Here is a 16,780-nt window from a genome sequence, read left to right as displayed (position 1 = left end):
CCATGTGTTAACAATAGCTTATTATCGCTTTAGCTATTTTTTCTACATCCTCTATGCTATCTATTAACTTGGTATTGATTGCCGCCTTAGGCATACCAAAAACGATTGATGTCTCCTGTGATTCGGCTATTGCTTTTAATGGACCCTCCTGTTTAAGCTTCATGAGTCCCATCGACCCGTCCATCCCCATTCCGGTCATGATAACGGCTATTTTCGCAGAATCATTCATTTCACTTACCGATTCAAATAGCACATCAACCGACGGGCGATGTCCATTACGCAATTCGGATTGATCCAAAAGGATTGCCCAGCTCATTCCGACTTTCCTCACTTTCAAGTGAAAACCTCCAGGTGCGATATAGGCGACACCTTTTTGAATCAGTTCCCCCTCTTCAGCTTCCTTCACTTTAATCTTGCATAATGAATTCAGGCGTGTTGCCAAGGATTTTGTGAAACCGGGGGGCATATGCTGGACAATGAGAATGGGAGCATCCACTTCTTCCGGGAGACCTGCCAAGACGGTCTGCAGAGCTCTTGGGCCTCCTGTTGATGTACCGATGACTATTATCTTTTTGTGCCCATAGGACCATTTTTTTTGATTTTTTTCAATTCCCGATGATTCTTTTGAATCTATTTTACTATATTTTTCCCAAACGGATGGGCTTCTTTCAATATTCATCGCATTTTTTTCTAGTTTGTGAACATTCGCCCTGCTGGCAGCCATGACTTTTTCATGGAGTTCTTTCTTGATTTTATGTAAATCCAATGAAATGGCACCCGAAGGTTTGGCCACAAAGTCAAAGGCTCCACTGTTCATGGCGGCAAATGTATTTTCCGTTCCTTTTTTCGTTGTGCTTGATAACATGACTACAGCAGTTGGACATTCATTCATGATCCGGCTTAATGCTTCCAATCCGTCCATAATCGGCATTTCCACATCCAAAGTCACGACATCGGGTTTTAAAGCCTTTATTTTGTCTATGGCATCTCTTCCATTCCTGGCAGTCCCGATGACTTCCATCCTGCTATCTTCTGCTAAAAACTCTGAAATTAACTTTCTCATAAACGCAGAATCGTCCACTATCAGCACTTTTACTTTACTCATATAAGGAGACCTACTTTCCAAAAAAATATCTCTTCATATTTTGGAGGAAATGGCTTTTTTGCAAAGTCAATTCTTCCCCAAATGAATGATTTGCATATCTCGAAGCAATGTCCATAATGGCTTTGGATACATCGGCTTCTGAATCGAAAAGGAGAAAGGGCATCTGTTTGGTAACAGAATTGGGTACGGTTCTATCATCTGGCAAGTACCCTAGAGCTACAGTTTCCAGTCCCAAAAATTTCACTAGTGCATTTTGGAGGCGCTTAATCGTTTCTTTGCCGTCCTTACTCGTGAAAACCCGATTGCAAACCAGGAACAATGGAGTCTCTTTATTTACCGAATGGATATATTTCATTGCGGAATATGCATCCATGATAGAAGTGGGTTCAGGCGTCGTGATAACGACTAATTCATCCACACATAACAGGAATTTCATGGAATCCTGAGTGATGCCTGCACCCATATCAAATAAGATATAATCGTAATTCGACAACAATAAACTGAATTCCTCATTAAACCGGGTATACTTTTCTTCATTAAGTGAAAAGAGATTCGTCAACCCCGTTCCACCTGTAATGATTGAAATGTTTCCCGGTCCTGTGATGATGATATCCTTCAAACTACAATCGTTTTCAAAAAAATCAATAATGCTGCAGGGAGATTGTTCCCCGATCAAAATATCAATATTCCCCATACCGATATCCATGTCGAACAACAGTACTTTTTTGCCTCTTTGGGATAAAGCAATCGAAAAATTCAAAGAAAAGTTCGATTTTCCCACTCCACCTTTCCCGCTTAAAACGGCAATCGTTTTGGCCATTGATCGATTTTGGCGGGCTTCCAATCTTTTTCGTAAATTCTCAGCTTGATCTTTCATATTTATTAGCCCCAATAGCCATTTTCAATAGCTGTGATGATGTAGCTATTTCAATATCGTCTGGCACATTCTGTCCATCTGTTATATAGGCGGCTCCTAATTTATGAGTGTGTATAAAATTGAATATCTGCCCGAAAGTGGAGGTTTCGTCCGCTTTTGTAAAAATGACCTGTTTAATAGGTATGGCAGCAAACTGTCGATAAATATCTTCCATATCCTTTTGTTTAGAGGTCAATGACAATACTAAATAGGTTTCCATCTCATCTGTAAAATGGATGATTTCATTGAGATCCTTGACATATTGCGGGTTACGGAAATTCCTTCCGGCCGTATCAATAAAAACAAAATCATAATGGGAGAAGCGTTCAGCAGCCCTTTTGAAGTCTTCCAAATTATAAGCGACTTCAATTGGAACGTTTAAAATCTTGGCATATGTCTTAAGTTGATCTATTGCAGCAATCCTATACGTATCCGTCGTAATGAAAGCCACCTTTTTATCATGCTTCAACATGGTTTCCGCAGCTACTTTTGCCAAGGTCGTTGTCTTTCCCACACCTGTTGGGCCAACAATATTAATATATTTTTTTTGCAGCCCGGGTTTTCCGTTTTCAACCTTTTCCAAAATCCCGAGCATGGCTTCTTCCAACCAAACTTGAACCTCTTCATCAGTGGATTGCTGTTTAAAAACGAACCATTTTTCAAGCAATTCATCCATGATTTGGGACCGAAGTGATATATCCACTTCCTGCTCGGTTAGGTATTCGTGGATTTTCTCCAGCTTCCCCGGATATTTTTTATCAGTTGAATAGATTTGCAAACTCTTTATCATATCTTTCAAACCTTCGATTTCTTTTAATAAGTCTGCACTTTCCCTATTCCCTTCATTAGGTTCAGGGGCATGACTTGCCATATCCAGCTTAGATGGCAACTTCTTCGATTTTTGCTTGGTTACGGCTTGGATAGGCTGGGACACAGGGTCTATGGCTGCAATGACTTCAATATTCCTCTTTTTGAATAATCCTAAGAAACCACCATTATATACAGCCTTCGAACTTAAGATTACTGCATCACTGCCCAGTTCCGCCCTTATTCGCTTCATTGCCTCGTTCATTGATGGCGCCAAATATTTCTTTACCTTCAATCGATATCCACCACCCCTACACTTTGTACTTCTACATTTGATTCGAGTTCATTGTATGAAAGAATCGGTACATTAGGAAAATAACGTTCAGTTAGTTGCCGGGCATACATCCTTACTGCTGGAGAGCAGAGTAAGATCGGTTGGTGATCCATTAGGGTCAGCTCTTCCAATTTGGCTGCAACTGCCTCCAATATGGATTGCGATATAGTTGGATCCAATGATAAAAAATTGCCATGATCGGTTTGCTGTACACCATCCGCGATGGTCTTTTCAACTTTCCCCGATAATGTTATGACTTTAATTCTATTTTCATCCGAAATAAAAGAATTCGTTATTTGTCTGGCTAAATTCTGCCTTACATATTCAGTAAGCAAATCTGTGTCAGTCGATAACTTGCCATAATCAGCAAGCGTTTCGAAAATGATCGGTAAGTTCCTTATCGAAACTTTTTCCTTCAATAATTTTGCCAATACCTTTTGGACATCTCCTATAGACAAGGGATTCGGAGTGACTTCCTCTACTAGTATAGGTGACGATTCGTTGAGATGATCGATCAATTGTTTCGTTTCCTGCCTGCCCAATAATTCCTGCGCATTGGACTTTATGACTTCCGTCAAGTGGGTGGATACAACACTTGGCGGGTCCACAACTGTATAACCCAGCATCTCGGCATGTTCTTTCATATCATCCGTAATCCACTTGGCCGGTAAACCGAAAGACGGTTCTATCGTATCGATTCCTTCTATTGAATCGTCTTCCATCCCTGGACTCATGGCCAAGAAATGATTTAGGAGCAATTCCCCCTTTGCCATGACACTTCCCTTAATCTTCAGCCGATACTCATTAGGATTCAACTGAATATTATCACGTATTCTGACGACAGGGATCACGAGCCCCAACTCAATTGCAAGCTGCCGGCGGATCATGACAACCCGGTCCAGTAGGTCTCCCCCTTGATTGGCATCCGCAAGCGGAATCAATCCATATCCAAACTCAAATTCGATCGGGTCGACACTTAAAAGGTTAACGACGCTTTCTGGACTTTTCATTTCATCGGTTTCCAGCACTTCTTCCATTTCTTGTATTTCACTTTCGTCCTGCTTCGGTATCCTTGAAATTGTATACCCTCCAACGACTAATAAAGCAGCGATCGGAATGGTGAACAAGTCGGAAATGGGAGTGAATAACCCTAAAAGGAAAATGGTTGCTGCTGTTAGGTAAAGCATTTTTGGAAATTGAAATAACTGTTCAACAATATCCGCTCCGAGGTTTCCATTCGAGGCTGCCCGGGTTACGACAATTCCCGTAGCTGTAGAAATCAATAAAGCTGGTACCTGACTCACGATACCGTCACCAACCGATAACATGGAAAAATGGACGGCTGCTTCTCCAAAGCTCATGTCCAATTGCATGACGCCAATGATCATACCGAAAATCAAGTTAATGATGACAATGATGATGCCCGCTATGGCGTCCCCTTTAACAAACTTACTCGCCCCATCCATGGATCCATAAAAGTCTGCTTCGTTACTAATTTTTTCCCTTCTGGCACGTGCTTCGTTTTCCGAGATCATCCCAGCATTTAAATCTGCATCGATGGCCATCTGTTTCCCCGGCATCGCATCCAGCGTAAACCTAGCCGCTACCTCCGAGACCCGTTCGGAACCTTTCGTGATGACGATGAAATTTATGATGACCAAAATGATGAATACAACTAATCCTACAAGCACGTTACCGCCGACTACAAACGACCCAAAGGTTTCTACAACTCCCCCAGCATCACCATAGGTCAAAATGGCACGAGTCGTCGAAACATTCAACCCCAGCCTGAACAATGTCAGTAAAAGGAGCAAGGAAGGAAAGATCGAAAATTCGAGAGGTTCTTTCATATTCATCGTAGTCAATAGAACCAGCAACGCAAGAGAGATATTTAAAAGGAGTAAAATACTTAACAACCATGTTGGCAATGGAATGACCAACATGGCAACGATCATGATGACGCTCGATATAACAACTAAATCTCTTGCTCGCATGTTTTTTTCTCTCCTAACTAGCGGGTTACCCTATTACTCTTTACACTTTACCTTTGGTTTTATATACAAAGGCCAGAATTTCAGCGACCGCCTTAAAGAACTCTTCAGGTATCGCCTGGCCTAATTCAGCTTGAACATATAAAGACCTGGCCAAAGGCCGATTTTCCACCATGGTCACATCGTTTTCTTTGGCAATGAATTTAATTTTCTGGGCAACAAAATCTACGCCCTTTGCCACTACATACGGAGCCTCAGCTTTTTCTTCATCATATTTTAAAGCAATAGCAAAATGCGTCGGGTTAGTGATGACGACATCCGCATTGGGAATTTCCTGCATCATTCTCTGAGCGGCCATCTGCCTCTGCTTTTGCTTTATTTTGGATTTGATGAGCGGGTCCCCTTCGGAATTTTTATACTCATCCTTTATATCCTGTTTGGACATCCGGATGTTTTTTTCAAAGTCATATTTTTGATACAAATAGTCTAATAGAGCAATGAACAATAAAGCCACGGCAGAATAAAATCCTACTTTAATCGTAATATCCGCCAGTGTTGCCATCGCTTCTTCCACAGAAACCTGTGATAAAATCATAATCTCGTCCATGCGCTGCCATAGTACATAAAAGGCAACAAAACCAACAAATGATATTTTAAGAATGGATTTCAATAATTCAACAATGGCCCTCATTGAAAAAATACGTTTGAATCCTTTAATGGGATCCAATTTATCAAGTTTGAACTGTATGGATTCAGTCGAAAACAAAAACCCGACTTGCATGACATTAGCCAATATCCCAGCCACTATCGCTGCTGCAAAAACGGGTCCTAGGATAAGGCCCATCTCCTTTAAAACCTCTATCATGATAATTTGCATATTCTCCTCACTGAATCCAGCCAAGGTAAAATGTTGCAGATATTCTTTCATAAGACCGAGCAAATGATTATACATGTACGGTCCCATAAGCAATAACACTGAAAACACTGCAATTAAATTCACAGAGGTATTTACATCCTGACTCTTTGCCACCTGACCTTTTTTCTTCGAATCCTGACGTTTTTTGGGAGTCGCCTTTTCGGTCTTTTCACCAGCGAAAAACTGCAAATCCAGCTGATACCACTCCATATCAAACGCCTCCAATCAACTGCATTAGGTGACGCATGGTCAAAAGCAAGAAATTGAAGAGTTGGGTGACAACCGTCATCATCATCCCCATTACCAGTATGATAACCGCTAATCCGGCAATGATTTTCACTGGAATCCCAACAACGAACACATTTAATTGAGGAACTGTCCTGGCAAGTATCCCAAGCGTGACATCCACTAAGAAAATACTTCCCACCACAGGTATGGACATTTGAAAAGCAATCATGAAAGCTTTGCTGAAAGCTTTGGCCAAATATTCTATCAGCGCATGATCTCCGAATGGTACAAATAATTGGTCAATCGGGATGAACTGATAACTATAAAAAATTCCATCCAAAAGCAAATGATGGCCATTAGTACTCAATAGGAATAATAAGGCGATTGTGTAAAGGTATTGTCCCATCAACGGGCTTTGTGCCCCGGTTTGGGGATCGATGACATTCGCTATTGAAAAACCCATTTGAAAATCAATCAATCCGCCAGCGATTTGAACGGCCGATAAAATCATATACGCTGCAAACCCAATGAATAGGCCAACAAGCGCTTCCTTCATGATCAATAAATAAAATGTGACATCCAATTCCAGAACCGGAGCATCAATGGTGTAGTACATGATCCAGGCAAGGAAGATTCCAAGCCCGACCCGATGTTGTACCGGTATTGAACGGTACGAAAAAATCGGCATGGCCACGAAAAATGTAGTGACCCGTACCACAATTAATAAAAAGGCGGGAAAGTGCGGAAATAATTCCTCCATGCCCTACCCTACAAATCGATTCAGATTACCGAATATTTCATTTGCATATGATAATAGGTGGCTCAACATCCATGGAGCCAATAAAATGAGTCCCAATAAGACTGCGACGATTTTCGGAACAAATGCCAAGGTTTGTTCCTGAATCTGTGTAGTCGCCTGAAAGATGCTTACTAATAGTCCTACAATAAGAGCGATTACCATCAATGGGCCAGCGATAATCAATACCATATAAATTCCTTTTTCTGCTATATCAATAACAAAATCTGCACTCATTTTTTCTCACCTGCTTAAAAACTCTGTAATAAAGACTTCACCACTAAATACCATCCGTCAACAAGAATGAAAAGGAGGATTTTAAATGGCAGGGAAATCATGACTGGCGGCAACATCATCATCCCCATCGACATCAGGACACTTGCAATGACCATATCAATAACCAAAAAGGGAATGAAAATCATGAAACCTATTTGAAAAGCTGTTTTGATTTCACTGATTGCAAAAGCTGGTACAAAGGCAGTCAAGGGAATGTCCTGTATCGTTTCAGGCTTATCCACCTTGGCATATTCCAAGAATAGCTCAAGGTCCTTCTGCCTTGTATGGGCACTCATGAATTCCTTAAATGGTATCGAGGCCTGTACATATGCTTCTTCTAAATCTATCTCTTCATTAAATAACGGGGTTAATGCCTTTTCATTCACTTCCTGAAAAGTCGGTGCCATTATGAAAAATGTCATGAAAAGTGCCAGGCCGATCAACACCTGATTCGGCGGCATCTGCTGTGTAGCTAGCGATGTTCTCACAAAGCTCAGGACAATGATGATTCTTGTAAAACAGGTCATCAAGATCAATATGCTTGGAGCCAGCGATAAGACAGTCATCAGTAGAACAAGTTTGACGGAAGTAGAGACATTAGCGGGATCACTGTTATTAAAAAACTCCATGAACTCATTCATTCATTGTCTCTTCCTTTCCTATCAAGCTCCTTTAACAGCTTTTTCCTGCTATCAGTCAATTGATCAAGTTGGCTTTTGAACTCTGCAGTGAAACTGGCGGTTTCGGATCCGCTTTTCTTCAACCACTTATTTTTCAACTTCATTGCAAGTTCCCCAGGCTGGATCATTTGATCGATCTTATCGTTGTGATCTTTCAAAAGCTGTTCATATTCCTCGGGATCATCTATTTCTTTCAAGAGCTGAATATTTTCACCGACCCCGATCACCAATATTCTCCCGCCGACTTTAACAAGCTGGACAGAACGATTTGCGCCAAGGCCCGTACCGCCTAAATTCTCAACTGAATTTGCCTTTTGATACGATTTACTTTTTTTATTGATGAACTTTAATAGGATATATAGAAGGGCCACTACAAAAATAGTAGCAAATATCATCCTCAGAAACTCCCAAACGGTTATCCCCACTTTATCAGGATTCGTTGTCTGTTTGGTAGATTTCGAGCCTTTTGATTCACCTTTATCCACCTTTAAATCATCTGGCTGTTCATAAACATCCTTCACTGTTTTTTCAAGATCTTCCGCATGGGCCTGTATGGCCCCAGAGAAGAATACTGCTATCATCAGTGAGACCTGAAGCCATTTTTTAATTAAAAACAATATGAAGACACCCTCTTAACTTAATGCTTTATTTATGGCTTCCAAAACACGGTCTGCCTGGAATGGCTTCACGATAAAGTCTTTTGCACCCGCCTGGATCGCATCAATGACCATGGCTTGCTGTCCCATCGCTGAACACATGATGACCTTAGCTTGAGGATTTACCTTTTTAATTTCCTTTAATGCTGTAATTCCATCCATTTCAGGCATGGTAATATCCATCGTTACAAGATCCGGATGAGTTTCTTTATATTTTTCCACTGCTTGGGCTCCATCTGCTGCTTCCCCGACTATTTCAAAACCATTTTTTGAAAGGATATCCTTAATCATCATTCTCATAAATGCTGCATCGTCCACAATTAAAATTCTATTAGCCATAATTTTTGTCCCCCAAATTATCTTATTTTATTTAATCGGTCACTTTGACTCATGATATCCGTAACACGTACTCCAAAGTTTTCATCAATCACCACTACCTCGCCTTTTGCTATCAAACGGCTGTTTACCAGGATATCAACTGGCTCTCCCGCTAATTTATCCAATTCGATGATCGAACCGGAGGACAGCTCCAATATATCCTTGACGGAGCGTTTCGTTCTTCCAAGCTCCACAGTCACCTGCAAAGGGATATCCATCAGCATGCTGAGATTTTTCGTTTCAGACTCCTGAAGCTGATAAGGCTGAAAACTGGTGAAACTGGCAGGCTGAACATTTACCGGATGTCCTGTTGGTACGGATGAAACTCCAAAATGTTGTGGTACATTCGGCATTTGGTTCGCAGGTTGGGTTTGGTGACCGCCTTGTCCATAAGTTTCATTTGCCGATCGATCAGACCGGATGTCCTGGAATGGTGCCGGCTCCTGAGTTGGAATATTTGTTACTGGATCACTTAGTGCTTTTTGCGTTTTCATCTCGGCAGGATCGCTTTCGCTCGTCCCATTTAATAATTCAGAAACTAACCCTTTAGCAAACTCTAACGGCAGCAATTGCATGATACTGGAATCAATTAAGCTGCCGACACGGAGACGGAATGAGATTTTTGCAAATAAATCCTCGTCCGGTATCGCATTTTCACCTTCACCATTTAAAAAGTTAAGTAAATCTATGCTAGGTGGAGAAATATCCACTTTTTTACTGAAAATGGTCGACATGGATGTCGCAGCAGAACCCATCATTTGGTTCATGGCTTCCTGGACAGCACTCAATTGAATTTCCCCAAGCAGGTCAGAAGGATTCTCCCCATCTCCGCCTAGCATCAAATCCGCAATGATAGCAGCATCGCTCTGCTTGATGACCAGCATATTTATACCTGAAAAACCTTCTGTATATTGCACTTGAATCGCTACATACGGATGCGGGAATTCTTCCCCGATCTGTCCCCTTTCAATCAATGTAACCGTCGGGGTGGTGATATCCACTTTCTGATTCAACAAAGTGGATAGGGCAGTGGCCGAACTTCCGAAGGAGATATTACCAATTTCACCGAGGGCGTCGAGTTCCATCATCGATAAATAATCGTCAATCGAGTGAGGGACCACCTCATCTTCTATATCACTTGTACCTTTTAAAAGGGCATCTATCTCGTCTTGTGAAAGCATTCCATCACTTACCATCTTCGTCTCCCCCTTTCAAAATATCAAGAATCTGGATAGCATGTTTTTTTCCTACTTTTCCTGGCTGCCCGCTGTATTTTGGAATCCCTCCAATTGTAATCGTCAAAGGTTCATCGATTGCCTTATTTAAATCGATGACATCGCCAACATCAAGCAGCAAAAAATCCTCGATGGTGATGTCTGTGGAACCAAGTTCGGAAATAATGGGAAGATCTGCGTTTCGGATACGCTTTTCCAAAATCATGATTTCCTCTGGGATTTTTTCCTTTTGGGAATTTTCCATCCAATAATGAGCAGATAACTTTGGTATGATCGGTTCCAATACGACGTGAGGAATGCAAACATTAATCATTCCGCTCGTTTCGCCGATTTGTGTATTCAAGGAAATGACCACAACAGTATCGTTGGGAGAAACCAGTTGTAAAAATTGTGGATTCACCTCGAACTCCGTCATCACCGGTTCGATTTCAACAATCGTTCCCCAAGCCTCCTGTAAATTTTCAAAAGCCTTCTCGAATAAATTCGACATGATTTTCGTTTCTATTTCCGTTAAACTATCCACCTTATTCACGCTTATGCCCCGCCCGCCCAAAACACGATCCATCATGGAATAAGCGATATTCGGGTTGACCTCAATAATGATTCGGCCATCCAAGGGCGGCACCTCAAAAACATTCAATATGGTCATTTTAGGAATCGATCGGATAAACTCTTCGTATGGTATTTGATCTGCCGAAGCAACGGATATTTGGACATATGTTCTTAGCTGAGCAGAAAAGTATGTTGTCAGCAGCCTTGCAAAGTTCTCGTGTATCCTGGTCAAACTCCGGATTTGATCCTTTGAAAACCTAAGCGCCCTTTTAAAGTCGTATACTTTCACTCTTTTTTCTACTTCTTCTTTTTTTAAATCATCTGCATCCATTTCACCTGTGGAAATGGCCGATAACAAAGCATCGATTTCATTTTGCGATAATATTTCCCCGGACATTAACACTCACCTCCAAAGCTTCTCCTTCTTATTTAATGAAGCAAGGATGTTCTTATTGCAGAATCGAGGAGGTTATATAAACCTTTTCAACTTTTCCTTCTTCCATTAATTCATTCATTCTAGTCTTTAACGCTTCTTGAAGCTTTTCCTTGCCTTTTTTACCGGTTAACTCTTCCGCTTTCATTTCTGATAGTTCGGTAATGATGATATTTTTCACTTGAAAATTTCTTTTTTCCAACTCTTCTTTTGCTTTTTTATTTTCTGTTTGGACCATAAATGAGATTTTGATATAATCATTGCCGGCAAGATTCGTAGTAATTTCAGGAATCTCAACTGATGATTTGACAATTTCGTCAATGCTAGGTTTATCTTCGGCAGATGTGGGATCCGATAACTTTGTCACAACCACGACCGCTATGACACCAACAAGCGTTATAGCCACGAGTATAATCAACATTATGGTCAATAGATTTTTTTTCATGAACTTTCCTCCACATCCTTACGAAAACCTAGAATATTAACGGTACGATAAAATTGTATAATAGCTTCAACCAGTTCTTCTTCCTTCTCTAGCACAACGATTTTCTTACCATTTGTAAAAGTAATGGTCGTATCTGGCAATGACTCGACTGTGTCTATGTACAATGCATTGATATAAAAGCATTTTCCATTGAGCCTTGTGACTTTGATAATGATATTTAGGAGCCAGGGCAAAAAGCACCTGGCTCCTCCCTCCCTTAACCTATCGTTTTAAGTTAACCAATTCCTGTAAAATTTCATCCGACGTCGTGATGATCCTCGAATTCGATTGGAAACCACGTTGAGCAACGATCATTTCAGTAAACTCTTCGGATAAATCCACATTGGACATTTCCAAAGAACCTGATGCAATCACACCGCGCCCCTCACCTGCGATATTGATATTTGCAGTACCTGAATTTATTGATTCCTGAAAAGTATTGCCACCGGTTTTCGTCAAGCCAGATGCATTGGAAAACTTGGCAACGGCCAGTTGGCCTAAAGTAGTGATCAGACCGTTGGAATAAACGCCATTTATTTCCCCTGATGAACCAATATTAAAGCTTTCCAGTTTACCTTCTTTATTACCATTCGGATTGACAAGAGCAGTGGTGGAACCTTTAACTTGAGTAAGATTCGAGAAATCAAAATCCAAATTAACTTTTTGTACGCTTTCATCAACTTGTGTATCCGAGTCATCCTCTTTGCCACTTGAAATGTTTATGGTTTGACCTGCCTGGGTTTTATCAGCAGCCACTATCTGACCATTTGCGTCGAAATTAACCGTAGTGAACGGTTTTGGTTTAGTAGCTGATGTATTCCCCAAGGCAGCAGGTTCTTCATCAAAAAGCTCCCATTTGTCATCACCGTTTTTTTGGAAATAGATAGTTGCCGTTTGTTCTTTACCCTTTTCATCCACAACTTTCATTTGCTGGCTAAATACGGTACCATCAATTGCGTCAGCAGCTAGATTTCCACTTACTGATATTTTAGTGGTGGTAATGGCAGGTAAAATCGCATTGACGTTAACTGCAACGTCGCCAATCGTTTTTGATCGTTTCCCGTTTTCATCAACCTTGTAAGCCTGCACTTTCAAACCATTCGCGTTGACAAGCGTACCATTATCATCCAGATAAAAGTTTCCTGCACGTGTATATGAAAGTGAATCTCCTTGCTTGACGACGAAATAGCCATCACCAGATATTCCTAAATCAAGATCGCGGCCGGTGGTTTGCAGGCTTGACTGTGTATGGATCGTATCGATTGTAGCAATCGTGGAGCCCAATCCAATTTGTTTAGAATTGGTTCCTCCTTTATTGGCTGTTGCTGCACTTGCACCAGATACCGTTTGGTTCATCGCATCGCTGAATGTCACACGGCTTTTTTTGAAACCATATGTATTGACATTGGCGACGTTATTACCGATAACATCCAGTTTTGTTTGTAAGTTTTTTAATCCGCTTATTCCCGAATACATTGAACGTAGCATGTAAAAGCTCCCCTTTCATATAAAGACTGCTTTCGTCATTCCACAGTCCAGGCTTCCTATTTCAGGTCCAGCCTATTTATCTAAAATTATGGTTCCATTGATGTTCGTGAAAATTTGTGATGTTGCTTCTTTCCTGTCCATGACTGTGATGACCTTATTGTTTTTCGTGCTTACTATCAGTGCCGCATTCTCTGTAATGATAAGAGATTCGGTTACACCCATGCCTCTTTGGTTTTAAGGGCTATTTTGTCCCAGGTTTGTGACGCTATTTCTATACTCCTTTGATTCATCCGCAATTGAGCATGTTTACTGATGGTCGATTTTTCATTCGTGAAGACAGCAACTTGAAAATGCTGTTGAAAGCCTTGCTGGATCATCTGCCCTTAACGGTAATTTTGTTTGTGGCATCAGCTGAGCTGAATTTGCTTGAAAACCAAGTTTATTCATATTCCGCCCCTTAGGCTTCAGCGATTTTTATCAATTGCTCTGATGATAACTTGGTGTTGTTTTCATCATCCACTTCAATTTGCAGTTTGCCATTACTCATGGATACCGAGATTACGACAGCTGATGTCTCTCCATTTTTTTCATCCATCCAGGAAACGCGCTTGCCTATTAATTCGCTTGCCGACGTCAAGCTATTCGACGTGGAACTTGTTTGTTTCATTGCCGAAATATTTGCGGGTTCAAGCTTTGTGCCATCTTCTAAAAGAAAATAAACGCCATCACCCTTATATTGGATCGATTTAACGATGCCTGTTCCTTCTTCTATCGCAAGGTCATCATCGCCTTCATCCAATTTGTGCCAAGTGACTTCCTTTCCGACAAAAGAGTTATAGTTCATTAAACTATTTTGCTGATTGATCCCGATTATTTCTTCCATTTGGGCTCCCATATTCATCATCTGTTCCAGAGAAGAAAAAGTGGCCATTTGGGCGATGAACTCGGTATTGTCCATCGGGCTTGACGGATCTTGGTTTTGAAGCTGGGTAAGCAACAATTTCAAGAAATCATCTTTTCCCAATGCATCCCCGGTTTTTCTGTTTTCAGTTTGAGATTTTGATAATAATAGTGATGTATCGATGGTCGTCATTTTTTCACCTACACTTCTAGATTTAACAGAGCATCGGCAAGGGATCCCGTAAACTCGCTTTCCGTCTCATCATTGCTTTCTTCCTTACTCTCCTGTTGTTCATTATGTTCATCCGCGTCTTTCTGGCTGAATTTCTCAGAGTTAAAAGCATTGAAGGCCTGTGATATTTCAATTCTTTCAATTTGAATGTTTTGTCCGCTAAACGCTTGTTTTAAACCATGAATCTGATTCTCCAGCATATCTTTGGCCTGGGCAGTAGTAGCCAGAATCTTGGCTGACAGCATACCATCTTTTTGAATCAGCTCGATTCTTAGGGACCCTAAATGTTCTGGATTCAATCTGATCAACAGTTTATTTACACCGTTAGTTCCGCTAAAGTTCGCCTTACTTAAAATATTTTCAAATTGCTTAACAAATTCATCTTGACTGACAGTTTGCTCACCTTTGGGAGCCGCCAAGACGAATTGCTCCAGCTTTGTCATGAGAAAAGGCATACCAGACCCTTGATGTTTACCGCTATCCGGGCTTTGCAAAGTCACACTGCTAGCGACTGCTCCGTCTTTATTTACCTTGTCACTCCCAGATAAATGCGAGAATGCGCTTTTAAATGTTTCTATTGCTTTAGTTTGCCCTGTCTCCAAAGTGTTGGATTGGTCAGGTTCTGTTTTTGATTTTGACTGATTGGACAGCCATTTCTCCAGCTTCCCCGTTATCCCTTCAAGCAGGTGTTTCATTTGTTTCTGGATGGCCGCTTCATCTTGTGTCATATCCTTATTCTCCGAGAGAAGATCTTGAATTTTCACCAGTTTCAAAAGATTCACCACACCAGATAATGGGAGGTCATGCCATTCTTCTTCGCTCAATACAGTAACTTTTTTCAGGGTGGTATACAGTTCCATGACATTGGCTGATAACAAACTTTGTGGATTCAGGCTGAAGTCCTCACCTTCTTGTTCTAAATCCAGTTCCTCGATGCTCGCAAAGAAATCATCAAGGGCACCCTCATCATTTCCAACTATATTTTTTAGGACCTGTAAAATAAGGCTGCTGTCTTGTTTGTTTACTGAAGGGGCAACGGCTGCACTCTCTTCCCCTGTATCACTTAACCTTTCAAGTTTCAAAAAACCAAGCAAATCGTTTATTTCAGACATTCGTCCTTCAGGGTTGCCGCCTATATCCGATGGAATGGGAGGTTCTGCCCCTATCGCTGATTGAAGGACTGACCCAAACCCTGAATTAGATTGCTGATTTGGCTTAATTGGTACCTTTATACTTAATGATGCCAAGGGAAGTAAAGAATTAATGGCAGAATTCATATATTCACCTCCTAACTCTTTCCACTTAAGAACTTTGTTCCGTTAGTTTCTTCGTTAACCTTGCAGCATCAGCCGTTGTCATTTGCTCCAAAACCTTAGCTAAAGTGGCTGCTTTCATACTTGAGAGAATCTTCACTGCATCTTCATCATTCATTTCGGTAATGATGGGTGCAGCCTTCTTGGGAGCCATCGTTTCATAAGTACGGATTATATCTTTAAACGCTTGTTTACTATTATTCTGACTATCTTTAAGTTGATTCATTTCTGTTTGAAGCTGCTGTTTTTCCGCTTCTGCCTTTTCAATGGCCTTGTCGCGTGTATCGATGATGCTCTCAAGCTTGTCTATCTCTTTTTCCTTGTTTTCAATCTCGGTTTCTAATTTTTCGAGCTTCATGGTAACTTTCTCATCACTCTTGGCTGGTTTATCTTTCTCTTCATCCTTTTGATTCGATTCAATGAAGGGTATTTTCGCAGACATATCCTTTGCCTTTTCCACTACATTCACCCCTGCTACTGTAAAAACGATCAACGCTACAGTTACCGCAAAGATTAATGGAATGAAGATGACAAGAAACCATTGAAACTTACTTATCTTGCTTTCTTCCAATTCTTCCAATCCATTAGATTCACCTTTTTTACGCATTCCATCACCTTACGCCTTTGCTTAAGAATTGCCGGATTGATATTTCATCCATTTGTTTGTTCTCAGCTTCCTTAATGACATCGAGGAATTTAAGAAAATCATTTTCTTTCATTTTCTCGTACTTTTTAACCTCGATATTTCTTTCCATTAATATATCCCGTTGAATATTCATCTTGTATCGAGCTTCAATGACTTCATGTTGACAGTGGTTTAAGAGTTTTTCCAAGTTGTCCATAAATAACTGATGATGACGAATTTCCTGTATGGATAATCCATTTCGCAGCTTTTCCTGTTGAAACTCAAGCAACTCTTCCTTTTTCTTTAAAAGCTTATACAACTTTTCTGCCACGTCTTCAAATTTTTTTAAAGCAGCATTATATTTAGCTAGTGCATCGGTTTTTTCTTTTTCTTTGATGGTCAGGATCTTCTCGAATTTATATTGATAAATCATTA

The 16,780-nt window shown here is 40.7% G+C and carries 21 protein-coding genes; all 21 read right to left on the bottom strand.

Annotated features, from left to right (window positions below; genetic code table 11):
- Nucleotides 1–7 precede the first annotated feature (7 nt).
- The 21 genes from ABOA58_RS08990 to fliJ all read right to left on the bottom strand — a co-directional run bounded on the left by ABOA58_RS08990 (nt 8) and on the right by fliJ (nt 16,778).
- Nucleotides 8–1,105, bottom strand: coding sequence for a protein-glutamate methylesterase/protein-glutamine glutaminase (locus ABOA58_RS08990; protein WP_350302016.1), 1,098 nt, complete (start codon nt 1,103–1,105; stop codon nt 8–10).
- 10 nt (nt 1,106–1,115) lie between these two features.
- Nucleotides 1,116–1,982 (bottom strand): MinD/ParA family protein, encoded by an 867-nt coding sequence (locus ABOA58_RS08985; protein ID WP_350302015.1) that lies wholly within the window; start codon nt 1,980–1,982, stop codon nt 1,116–1,118.
- Nucleotides 1,966–3,123: a flagellar biosynthesis protein FlhF gene (gene flhF / locus ABOA58_RS08980; protein ID WP_350302014.1), complete on the bottom strand. Its 1,158-nt coding sequence runs from the start codon at nt 3,121–3,123 to the stop codon at nt 1,966–1,968. The genes ABOA58_RS08985 and flhF overlap by 17 nt, the downstream gene beginning before the upstream one ends.
- Complete coding sequence (gene flhA, locus ABOA58_RS08975; RefSeq protein WP_350302013.1) at nt 3,120–5,156, bottom strand: flagellar biosynthesis protein FlhA; 2,037 nt, start codon at nt 5,154–5,156, stop codon at nt 3,120–3,122. The genes flhF and flhA overlap by 4 nt, the downstream gene beginning before the upstream one ends.
- Nucleotides 5,157–5,196: 40 nt before the next feature.
- Nucleotides 5,197–6,279, bottom strand: coding sequence for a flagellar biosynthesis protein FlhB (flhB, locus tag ABOA58_RS08970; RefSeq protein WP_350302012.1), 1,083 nt, complete (start codon nt 6,277–6,279; stop codon nt 5,197–5,199).
- 1 nt (nt 6,280) lies between these two features.
- Nucleotides 6,281–7,057, bottom strand: a complete 777-nt coding sequence (gene fliR, locus ABOA58_RS08965) for a flagellar biosynthetic protein FliR (RefSeq protein WP_241591184.1) — start codon at nt 7,055–7,057, stop codon at nt 6,281–6,283.
- 3 nt (nt 7,058–7,060) lie between these two features.
- Nucleotides 7,061–7,330: a flagellar biosynthesis protein FliQ gene (fliQ, locus tag ABOA58_RS08960; protein ID WP_101224658.1), complete on the bottom strand. Its 270-nt coding sequence runs from the start codon at nt 7,328–7,330 to the stop codon at nt 7,061–7,063.
- A gap of 14 nt (nt 7,331–7,344) precedes the next feature.
- Nucleotides 7,345–8,010, bottom strand: coding sequence for a flagellar type III secretion system pore protein FliP (fliP, locus tag ABOA58_RS08955; RefSeq protein ID WP_350302011.1), 666 nt, complete (start codon nt 8,008–8,010; stop codon nt 7,345–7,347).
- Nucleotides 8,007–8,666: a flagellar biosynthetic protein FliO gene (locus tag ABOA58_RS08950; RefSeq protein ID WP_350302010.1), complete on the bottom strand. Its 660-nt coding sequence runs from the start codon at nt 8,664–8,666 to the stop codon at nt 8,007–8,009. The genes fliP and ABOA58_RS08950 overlap by 4 nt, the downstream gene beginning before the upstream one ends.
- Nucleotides 8,667–8,681: 15 nt before the next feature.
- Nucleotides 8,682–9,044: a response regulator gene (locus tag ABOA58_RS08945; RefSeq protein WP_063231856.1), complete on the bottom strand. Its 363-nt coding sequence runs from the start codon at nt 9,042–9,044 to the stop codon at nt 8,682–8,684.
- Nucleotides 9,045–9,061: 17 nt separating this feature from the next.
- Nucleotides 9,062–10,279, bottom strand: coding sequence for a flagellar motor switch phosphatase FliY (gene fliY / locus ABOA58_RS08940; protein ID WP_350302009.1), 1,218 nt, complete (start codon nt 10,277–10,279; stop codon nt 9,062–9,064).
- Nucleotides 10,269–11,267, bottom strand: coding sequence for a flagellar motor switch protein FliM (gene fliM / locus ABOA58_RS08935; protein WP_350302008.1), 999 nt, complete (start codon nt 11,265–11,267; stop codon nt 10,269–10,271). Before fliM ends, fliY begins: the two co-directional genes overlap by 11 nt.
- A 52-nt stretch (nt 11,268–11,319) precedes the next feature.
- Entirely contained in the window at nt 11,320–11,748 is a 429-nt protein-coding gene (gene fliL, locus ABOA58_RS08930) for a flagellar basal body-associated protein FliL (protein ID WP_241591174.1), read from the bottom strand.
- On the bottom strand, nt 11,745–11,960 hold the full coding sequence (locus ABOA58_RS08925; RefSeq protein ID WP_241591309.1) for a flagellar FlbD family protein: 216 nt from the start codon (nt 11,958–11,960) through the stop codon (nt 11,745–11,747). Before ABOA58_RS08925 ends, fliL begins: the two co-directional genes overlap by 4 nt.
- A 49-nt stretch (nt 11,961–12,009) precedes the next feature.
- Nucleotides 12,010–13,275 carry a flagellar hook protein FlgE gene (locus tag ABOA58_RS08920; protein ID WP_350302007.1) on the bottom strand — a complete coding sequence of 422 codons (1,266 nt, stop codon included), beginning with the start codon at nt 13,273–13,275 and terminating at the stop codon, nt 12,010–12,012.
- Between the two features lie 72 nt (nt 13,276–13,347).
- Entirely contained in the window at nt 13,348–13,497 is a 150-nt protein-coding gene (locus tag ABOA58_RS08915; RefSeq protein WP_350302006.1) for a hypothetical protein, read from the bottom strand.
- Nucleotides 13,498–13,599: 102 nt separating this feature from the next.
- Nucleotides 13,600–13,722 (bottom strand): hypothetical protein, encoded by a 123-nt coding sequence (locus ABOA58_RS08910; protein ID WP_350302005.1) that lies wholly within the window; start codon nt 13,720–13,722, stop codon nt 13,600–13,602.
- 10 nt (nt 13,723–13,732) lie between these two features.
- Complete coding sequence (flgD, locus tag ABOA58_RS08905; protein WP_350302004.1) at nt 13,733–14,368, bottom strand: flagellar hook assembly protein FlgD; 636 nt, start codon at nt 14,366–14,368, stop codon at nt 13,733–13,735.
- A gap of 8 nt (nt 14,369–14,376) precedes the next feature.
- Complete coding sequence (locus tag ABOA58_RS08900; protein WP_350302003.1) at nt 14,377–15,684, bottom strand: flagellar hook-length control protein FliK; 1,308 nt, start codon at nt 15,682–15,684, stop codon at nt 14,377–14,379.
- Nucleotides 15,685–15,709: 25 nt separating this feature from the next.
- Nucleotides 15,710–16,327, bottom strand: coding sequence for a MotE family protein (locus ABOA58_RS08895; protein WP_350302002.1), 618 nt, complete (start codon nt 16,325–16,327; stop codon nt 15,710–15,712).
- A 4-nt stretch (nt 16,328–16,331) separates the two neighbouring features.
- A complete protein-coding gene (fliJ, locus tag ABOA58_RS08890) occupies nt 16,332–16,778 on the bottom strand; it encodes a flagellar export protein FliJ (RefSeq protein WP_350302001.1) in 447 nt (148 codons plus the stop codon).
- Between the last annotated feature and the right edge of the window lie 2 nt (nt 16,779–16,780).

This window comes from Peribacillus frigoritolerans, assembly GCF_040250305.1.
GTDB lineage: Bacteria > Bacillota > Bacilli > Bacillales > DSM-1321 > Peribacillus.
Note: the sequence above shows the minus strand (reverse complement) of the source record. Positions and strands in the feature narration are given on the sequence as shown.